Source organism: Aeromicrobium sp. PFPM2_SD2 (assembly GCF_057364525.1).
This window is the reverse complement of sequence record NZ_JBNFNZ010000070.1, coordinates 1-7,684: the sequence shown is the minus strand read 5'-3', so window position 1 is coordinate 7,684 and position 7,684 is coordinate 1. Positions and strand designations below refer to the sequence as shown.

10 protein-coding genes and 1 pseudogene are annotated in these 7,684 nt (G+C 72.4%); 2 read left to right on the top strand and 9 right to left on the bottom strand.

Translation table 11 applies throughout. The features are described 5' to 3' along the window. Positions 1 to 222, bottom strand: a 222-nt coding sequence (locus tag AC2W7G_RS05565) for an FAD-dependent oxidoreductase (RefSeq protein ID WP_485867560.1), incomplete at its 3' end; no start/stop codon positions are given. Positions 223 to 241: 19 nt separating this feature from the next. On the opposite strand from AC2W7G_RS05565, the gene AC2W7G_RS05560 reads away from it, so the two are divergent. Beyond that, the gene (locus AC2W7G_RS05560) at positions 242 to 670 is read left to right on the top strand and encodes a MerR family transcriptional regulator (RefSeq protein WP_485867559.1); all 429 of its coding nucleotides are present in this window, start codon (positions 242 to 244) and stop codon (positions 668 to 670) included. Positions 671 to 783: 113 nt separating this feature from the next. Here the strand turns inward: AC2W7G_RS05560 and era are convergent, their stop codons facing one another. The 8 genes and pseudogenes from era to hrcA all read right to left on the bottom strand — a co-directional run bounded on the left by era (position 784) and on the right by hrcA (position 7,414). Next, the gene (gene era, locus AC2W7G_RS05555; RefSeq protein ID WP_485867558.1) at positions 784 to 1,704 is read right to left on the bottom strand and encodes a GTPase Era; all 921 of its coding nucleotides are present in this window, start codon (positions 1,702 to 1,704) and stop codon (positions 784 to 786) included. Next, a complete protein-coding gene (locus tag AC2W7G_RS05550) occupies positions 1,701 to 1,823 on the bottom strand; it encodes a hypothetical protein (protein ID WP_485867557.1) in 123 nt (40 codons plus the stop codon). Before AC2W7G_RS05550 ends, era begins: the two co-directional genes overlap by 4 nt. Positions 1,824 to 2,021: 198 nt before the next feature. Next, the gene (locus AC2W7G_RS05545) at positions 2,022 to 3,329 is read right to left on the bottom strand and encodes a hemolysin family protein (protein ID WP_485867556.1); all 1,308 of its coding nucleotides are present in this window, start codon (positions 3,327 to 3,329) and stop codon (positions 2,022 to 2,024) included. After that, complete coding sequence (ybeY, locus tag AC2W7G_RS05540; protein WP_485867555.1) at positions 3,326 to 3,805, bottom strand: rRNA maturation RNase YbeY; 480 nt, start codon at positions 3,803 to 3,805, stop codon at positions 3,326 to 3,328. Before ybeY ends, AC2W7G_RS05545 begins: the two co-directional genes overlap by 4 nt. Then, on the bottom strand, positions 3,783 to 4,772 hold the full coding sequence (locus AC2W7G_RS05535; RefSeq protein ID WP_485867561.1) for a PhoH family protein: 990 nt from the start codon (positions 4,770 to 4,772) through the stop codon (positions 3,783 to 3,785). Before AC2W7G_RS05535 ends, ybeY begins: the two co-directional genes overlap by 23 nt. A 216-nt stretch (positions 4,773 to 4,988) precedes the next feature. Continuing rightward, positions 4,989 to 5,162, bottom strand: a pseudogene (locus tag AC2W7G_RS05530) (HIT domain-containing protein); the annotation flags it as partial. Positions 5,163 to 5,194: 32 nt separating this feature from the next. Next, positions 5,195 to 6,352, bottom strand: a complete 1,158-nt coding sequence (gene dnaJ / locus AC2W7G_RS05525; protein WP_485867554.1) for a molecular chaperone DnaJ — start codon at positions 6,350 to 6,352, stop codon at positions 5,195 to 5,197. A 39-nt stretch (positions 6,353 to 6,391) separates the two neighbouring features. After that, complete coding sequence (gene hrcA / locus AC2W7G_RS05520; RefSeq protein ID WP_485867553.1) at positions 6,392 to 7,414, bottom strand: heat-inducible transcriptional repressor HrcA; 1,023 nt, start codon at positions 7,412 to 7,414, stop codon at positions 6,392 to 6,394. 77 nt (positions 7,415 to 7,491) lie between these two features. Between hrcA and AC2W7G_RS05515 the strand changes: the two genes are divergently transcribed. Further along, positions 7,492 to 7,684: hypothetical protein (locus tag AC2W7G_RS05515; protein WP_485867552.1), on the top strand; the 193-nt coding region annotated here is incomplete at its 3' end.

The following is a 7,684-nucleotide window of genomic DNA, read 5'->3' as shown; positions in this document are numbered from 1 at the left end:
GCGCACCTCGACGGTGGCGTACGCGGCGAGGTCGGCCCGCGCGGCGGCCCGCAGCTCGGCTGGCGGCGTGCCGTCCTGGGCGAGGAAGTTGTGCATGTGCCCGGCCGGGTCGTTGCGGTAGCTGCCGGAGTCGAGCAGCAGCACCGAGCGGTGCAGCCGGCCGAGGGTCAGGGCGGCCTGCAGGCCCGCGGGGCCGCCGCCGATGACGATGACGTCGTGCATGGGGTCCTCCTGGGTCGGAATGTCTGACCCCAGCCTCGATGTTCAGGTCGACATGAAGTCAAGCCTCTCGATCGGCGACCTCGCCGCCCGCTTCGACCTGGCCACCCACGTGCTGCGCCACTGGGAGGACGTCGGCCTGCTGCGGCCCGAGCGCGACGCCGGCGGGCGCCGACGCTACGGCGACGACGACGTCGTCCGGGTGGCGGTGATCGTCCGCAGCAAGGCGGCCGGGATGAGCCTGGAGCAGATCGCCGTGCTGCTGGACCAGGAGGCCCGGGACCGGCACGCGGTGCTCGAGGACCACGTCGCCGACCTGGAGCGCCGCATGGCCGAGATGCAGGCCTCGCGCGAGATGACGCTGCACGCGCTGCGCTGCGAGGCCCACGACATCACCCGGTGCCCGAACTTCCGCGCCCACCTGGACGACCTGCTGGCCGCGACGCGCTGAGCGGCGGCCCCGGTGGGCGGTGAGTGACGGACACTTCCGGACGGTGAGCGGTGTCCGGTGGTCACTCCTCGGCGGAGAAGTGACCAGGACTCACCGCCCGCGCCGGGCCGCCCTCAGAAGCCGAGCTTGCGCAGCTGCTTGGGGTCGCGCTGCCAGTCCTTGGCCACCTTGACGTGCAGGTCCAGGTACACCGGCGTGCCGAGCAGCTTCTCGATCTGGCGCCGCGAGGCCGCGCCGATCTCGCGCAGGCGGGCGCCCTTGTGCCCGATGATGATGCCCTTCTGGCTGTCGCGCTCCACGAAGACGTCGACGCGGACGTCGACCAGCGGCTTGTCGGCCGGCCGGTCCTCGCGCGGCACCATCTCGTTGACGACGACGGCCAGCGAGTGCGGCAGCTCGTCACGGACGCCCTCCAGCGCCGCCTCGCGCACGATCTCGGCGACCAGCGTCTCCTCGGGCTCGTCGGTCAGCTGGCCCTCGGGGTACAGCGCCGGGCCCTCGGGCAGCGTCGCGACGATGAGGTCGGTCAGCAGACCCACCTGGTCGCCCGCGGTCGCCGACACCGGGACGATCTCGTGCCAGCGGAGCCCGGCCTCCTCGCCGGCGCGCTGGATGGCCTGCAGGTGCTCGGCGAGCCGGTTCGGCGAGACCAGGTCGGTCTTGGTCGCCACGGCGAGCACCGGCTTCGTGCGGCCGAGCGCGGCGAGCTCCTTGACGAGGTACTTGTCGCCCGGGCCGACCCGCTGGTCGGAGGGGAAGCACATCGCGATGGTGTCGACCTCGGCCCACGTGCTGCGCACGAGGTCGTTGAGCCGCTCGCCCAGCACGTTGCGCGGCCGGTGCAGGCCGGGCGTGTCGACGAGGACGAGCTGGGCGTCGTCACGATGCACCAGGCCCCGGATGACGTGCCGGGTGGTCTGCGGCCGCGAGGACGTGATGGCGATCTTCTCGCCGACGATCGCGTTGGTGAGCGTCGACTTGCCCGCGTTCGGACGTCCGACGAAGCAGGCGAAACCCGAGCGGAAGCCGGTCACGAGCGCAGCTCCGCGACGAGGCTGCCGGTCGCGTCGGCGACGTAGACCGGGACGTCCTCGCCGCCGAGGTCGGCCACCACGTCGGTGTCGACCGGCTCGTCGGGCTCGTAGTCGCGCACGACGCCGCGGCCTCGAGCAGGCGAGCGCCGGAGGACGCGGCCATGGCGACCGCGAGCGGCAGGGCGTCCAGCTGCAGCGAGGGCAGGTCGACGTTCACCGCCACGTACGTGCGGCCGTCCTGGTCGCGCACCGCGGCGCCCTCGACGGTGCTGGTGCGGGCGCGGGCGGCCTTGGCCAGCGTGACGAGCTTGGCGTCCTCAGGGGCGAGTTCCATGGTCCAACGCTACCGAGTCGTCGTCCGGCTCCACCGGCTCGGCCCGGCTGATGAGCACGCGGCCGATGCGGTTGCGGCGTCCGGAGGGCGCCTCGGCCAGGAACCGCAGCCCGTCGATCTCCACCGCGCTGCCCGGGATCGGCACCTTGCCCAGGTGCTTGGCCATGAGCCCGCCGACCGAGTCGACGTCCTCGTCGTCGATCTCGACCTCGAACAGCTCGTCGAGGTCGTCGACCTCGTAGCGGGCGCTCACCCGCACCGAGCCGTCGGCCAGGTGCTCGACGGCGTCGGGCTCGACGTCGTACTCGTCGGTGATGTCGCCGACGATCTCCTCGAGGATGTCCTCGATCGTCACCATGCCGGCGGTGCCGCCGTACTCGTCGACGACGATCGCCACGTGCGTGCGCTTGAGCTGCATCTCCTTGAGCAGCTCGTCGGCGTGCTGGGTGTCGGGCACGAAGAGGCACTCGCGGGCCACGGAGTCGACCCGCTCGGTGCTCTCGGCGTCGCGGTTGTCGAAGGTGCGCTTGGTGATGTCCTTGAGGTAGGCCATGCCCACGACGTCGTCGAGGCTGTCACCGACCACCGGGATGCGCGAGTAGCCGCTGCGCAGGGCCAGGCTCATCGCCTGGCGCAGGGTCTTGGTGCGCTCGATGAACACGACGTCCGTGCGCGGCACCATGACCTCGCGGGCCAGGGTGTCGCCCAGCTCGAAGACCGAGTGGATCATGCGCGACTCGGACGACTCGATGACGCTCGTCGCGGCGGCCAGGTCGACGAGCTCGCGCACCTCGACCTCCGAGGCGAACGGGCCCTCGCTGAAGCCGCGGCCGGGGGTCAGCGCGTTGCCGAGCAGGATGAGCAGCTGCGGCAGCGGGCCCAGGATGGTGCGCAGGCCGCGCACGGGGGCGGCGGCCGTCAGGGCGATGCGCTCGGAGTTCTGCCGGCCCACGGTGCGCGGCCCGACGCCGATGAGCACGTAGCTGACCAGCACCATGACCGCGGTGGCGACCAGCAGCGGCTGCCACAGCCCGTCGACGGCGTCGCCGACCAGCAGCGCCACGATGACGACGGCGGCGGTCTCGGCCACCACCCGCAGCAGCAGGATGGTGTTGATGAACGGGGCCGGGTCCTCGAGGATCACCAGCAGGTTCCTGGCCCCGCCGCGGCCCTCGTCGTCCAGCTCCTCGGCGCGCGCCTTGGAGAAGGCGGACAGGGCGGCGTCGACGCTGGCCAGCAGCCCGGCGAAGGCGGCCAGGGCGACGGCCGCCACGAGCAACGGGACGTTCACTCCGGGTCCACTCCCTCGGCGGCGCGCTGCCACTCCAGCAGCAGGCGGCCCTGGACGCCGAACATCTCGCGGTGCTCGGCCGGGTCGACGTGGTCGTAGCCCAGCAGGTGCAGGACGCCGTGGACGAGCAGCAGCTCCATCTCGTCCTGCGGCGTGTGCCCGGCGGCCGGGGCCTGCTGGGCGGCGACCTGCGGGCACAGCGCGATGTCGCCGAGGTAGCCCTCGTCGTTGTCCTCGGGCCGGGTGTCCTCACGGCCCGGGCTCAGCTCGTCCATGGGGAACGACAGGACGTCGGTCGGGCCCTTCTTGCCCATCCACTGCTCGTTGAGCAGCGCGATGGTGTCGGGCTCGACCAGCCGCACGGTCATCTCCGTGCCCGGGTGCAGGCGCATGCGGCGCATGACGAACCGGGCCAGGCGCGTGAGATCGACGACGTCGGCCTCGGCGCCGGACTCATTGAGTACGTCGACGTTCACCGGCACCCGCCTCGAAGTCGTCGTACGCGGCCACGATCTTGCCGACCAGGCGGTGCCGGACGACGTCCTGGGAGTCGAGGTAGGAGAAGTGCACGTCCTTGACGTCGCCGAGCACGTCCTGGACGACGCGCAGGCCGCTGCGGCTGCCGCCGGGCAGGTCGACCTGGGTGACGTCGCCGGTGACGACCATCTTGGAGTTGAACCCCAGGCGGGTCAGGAACATCTTCATCTGCTCCTGGGTCGTGTTCTGCGCCTCGTCCAGGATGATGAACGCGTCGTTGAGCGTGCGTCCGCGCATGTAGGCCAGCGGCGCGACCTCGATGGTGCCGTTGGTGAGCAGCTTGGGGATGCTCTCGGGGTCGACCATGTCGTGCAGCGCGTCGTAGAGCGGGCGCAGGTAGGGGTCGATCTTCTCGCTCAGCGTGCCCGGCAGGTATCCCAGGCGCTCGCCGGCCTCGACGGCCGGACGCGTGAGGATGATCCGGTTGACGTCCTTGCTCTGCAGCGCCTGCACGGCCTTGGCCATGGCCAGGTACGTCTTGCCGGTGCCGGCCGGGCCGATGCCGAAGACGACCGTGTGCTTGTCGATGGCGTCGACGTAGCGCTTCTGGTTGAGCGTCTTGGGCCGGATCGTGCGTCCGCGGTTGGACAGGATGTTGAGGCTCAGGACCTCGGCCGGACGCTCCTCGGTCTCGGTGCGCAGCATGGCGATGCTGCGCTGGACCGACTCGCGCGACAGCGGCTGTCCGGTGCGCACGATGGCGACCAGCTCGTCGAGCAGGCGCTCGAGGAACGCGGCCTCGCTCGGCGTGCCGGTGACGGTGATCGTGTTGCCGCGCGCGTGGATGCCGGCGTCGACCTCGGCCTCGATGACGCGCAGGTACTCGTCGGCAGGACCGAAGAGCGAGACGGTCGGGACGCTCGCGGGGATGGTGAAGGTATGGGGCAGTGGTTCTGTCATAGGCATCCCCAGTCTACGAGCGCCGTGGTCGCTGCGCGACGGCTCAGCGCGACGGCTCAGCGCGGCGGCCAGCCCAGCGGCTCGCCGGACAGCACGTGGCCGTGGCAGTGGAAGACCGTCTGCCCCGCGTCGGCCCGGTGTTGAACACCAGGCGGTAGCTGTCGCTGCCTCGGCCTGGGCCACCGCGGCGGTGTCGCGCAGGAGCGCGGCGGCGACCTCCGGGCGGGCCGTGGCCAGGCTGGCGACGTCCGGGTGGTGCTCGCGCGGCACGACGAGCACGTGCGAGGCGGCCTGCGGGCTGATGTCGCGGAAGGCCACGGTGTGCTCGGTCTCGGCCACGACCTCGGCGGGCACGCGGCCGGACACGATGCCGCAGAACAGGCAGTCGTCGGACATGGACGCTCCTCTCGTCGCTGGCAGGCTACCGCTCAGCGGAACGCCTCGCGCAGGCGCTCGAAGACACCGCCGCGACCCGAGCCGATGCGTCCGGTCGGCCGCTGCTCGCCGCGCAGCTCGGCCAGACGGGTCAGCAGCTCGCGCTGCTCGTCGTCCAGCTTCTCGGGCGTCTCGACGACCACCTGGACGTGCAGGTCGCCGCGGCCGCCGCCGCGCAGGCGCGGCACGCCCTGGCCCTTGATCGTCACCGTCTCGCCGGACTGCGTGCCGGCCGGCACCTCGAGCGGGACGGTCGCCGCGACGTCGTCGCCGGCGTCCTCGCGCTCGCTCTCCAGCGTCGGGATGTCCAGGTGGGCGCCCAGCGCCGCGGCGGTCATCGGGACGCTGACCTGGCAGTACAGGTGGTCGCGCTCGCGGGTGAAGAACTCGTGCTGGCGCACGGCCAGCTCCACGTACAGGTCGCCGGCCGGGCCGCCGCCGGGGCCGACCTCGCCCTCGCCGGACAGCTGCACGCGGGTGCCGTGGTCGACGCCCGCGGGGATCTTCACGCTGATCGTGCGGCGCGAGCGCACGCGGCCGTCGCCGCCGCACTCGGCGCACGGGTCGGGGATGACGGTGCCGTAGCCCTGGCAGGTCGGGCACGGGCGGGACGTGCGGATGTCGCCGAGCATCGAGCGCTGGACGTGCTGCACCGCGCCCTGGCCGTGGCACGTGCCGCAGGTGACCGGCTCGCGACCGTCGGCCGAGCCGTGGCCCTCGCACACCGGGCACACGACGGCGGTGTCGACCTTGAGCTCGTGCGCGAGGCCGAACGCGGCGTCGGCCAGGTCGACGGTCAGGCGCACCAGGGCGTCCTGGCCGCGCTGGCGACGCGGGCGCGGACCGCGTCCGCCGCCCCCGGCGCCGCCGAAGAAGGCGTCCATGATGTCGTCGAAGCTGAAGCCCTGGGCTCCCCCGCCGCCGAAGCCGCCGCCGCCCATGGGGTTGCCGCCCCGGTCGTAGGTGGCCCGCTTCTGCGGGTCCGACAGCACCTCGTAGGCGGTGCCGATGTCCTTGAACCGGTCCGCCGCGTCGGGGCTGTCGTTGACGTCGGGGTGGTACTGGCGCGCCAGCTTGCGGTACGCCTTCTTGATGTCGGCGTCCGACGCGTCGCGGCTCACGCCGAGCAGGTCGTAGTAGTCCTGTGCCATGGGGTCCTCACTGGGTGCGCCGGACGGGCCGGCAGGGGGTCAGCCGTCGGCGAGCAAGCGTCCGACGTAACGAGCGACGGCGGCCACCGAGGCGATGGTGCCGGGATAGTCCATGCGCATCGGCCCGAGGGTGCCGAGCGTGGCGAGCGCCTCGTCGGCGCTGCCGTAGGGGCTGGAGACGACCGCGCTGCTCGATAGGCCCTCCAGGCCGGTCTCGCTGCCGATGCGCACGCGCGGGAGCGACCCGCCCGAGGCCTCGCCGAGCAGGCGCAGCAGCACGACGTGCTCCTCCAGCGCCTCGAGCACGGGACGGATGGCCGAGTCGAAGTCGTGGCCGAAGCGGGCTAGGTTGGCCGCGCCGCCCACCGCGAACCGCTCGTCAGCGCGCTCGCTGGCGAAGGCCTGCGACAGCGTCGTGACGATGCTCGTGACGAGCGGACGGTCGTCGGCCTCGAAGGTCTCGATGAGGTCGGCGAGCTGCAGCGACGCCTCGGGCAGGCGGCGGCCGACGGTCGCACCGGAGATGCGGCTGCGCAGGTCCGACAGCAGGCTCTCGGACGGGGCGGCGGCGACCTCCACGACGCGCTGCTCGACGCGTCCGCTGCTGGTGATGACGACCAGCAGCACGCGCGCCGACTCCAGCGGCACCAGCTCGACGTGACGGACGGTCGAGCGGGTCAGCGACGGGTACTGCACGATCGCGACCTGGTTGGTCAGCTGGGCCAGGACGCGGACGCTGCGCTGCATGACGTCGTCGACGTCGACCGCGCCCTGCAGGAAGGTCTCGATGGCGCGGCGCTCGGCCGGCGAGAGCGGCTTGACCGTGGCCAGCCGGTCGACGAACAGCCGGTAGCCCTTGTCGGTGGGCACCCGGCCGGCGCTGGTGTGGGGCTGGTGGATGTAGCCCTCCTCCTCCAGCAGCGCCATGTCGTTGCGGATCGTCGCCGACGAGACGCCCAGCGCGTGGCGCTCGACCAGGGCGCGCGAGCCGACCGGCTCGTGCGTGGCGACGTAGTCCTCGACGATGGCCCGCAGGACGTCCCACTTGCGGTCCTCGCTCATGGTTCGGCTCCCCCTCCCGGGCGTCGTGGGTGGCGTGTCTGCTGGCACTCGACGGTGCCAAGTGCCAGTCTAGCGAGGTGCGCAGCGAGGGTCCCGTCATCGTCGTCGAGGACGCCGGCCACCGGCTCGAGTACGAGCCGCGGCGGGTCACCCTCGACGGCCACGTCGTCGAGCACGAGTCGCGCGGCGGCACCCTGGTCGCGGCCTGGGCCGCGGAGGTGGGCGCGCTGTTCGTCGAGGTCGCGCACCTGGCGACGGGCCGGTCGGCGG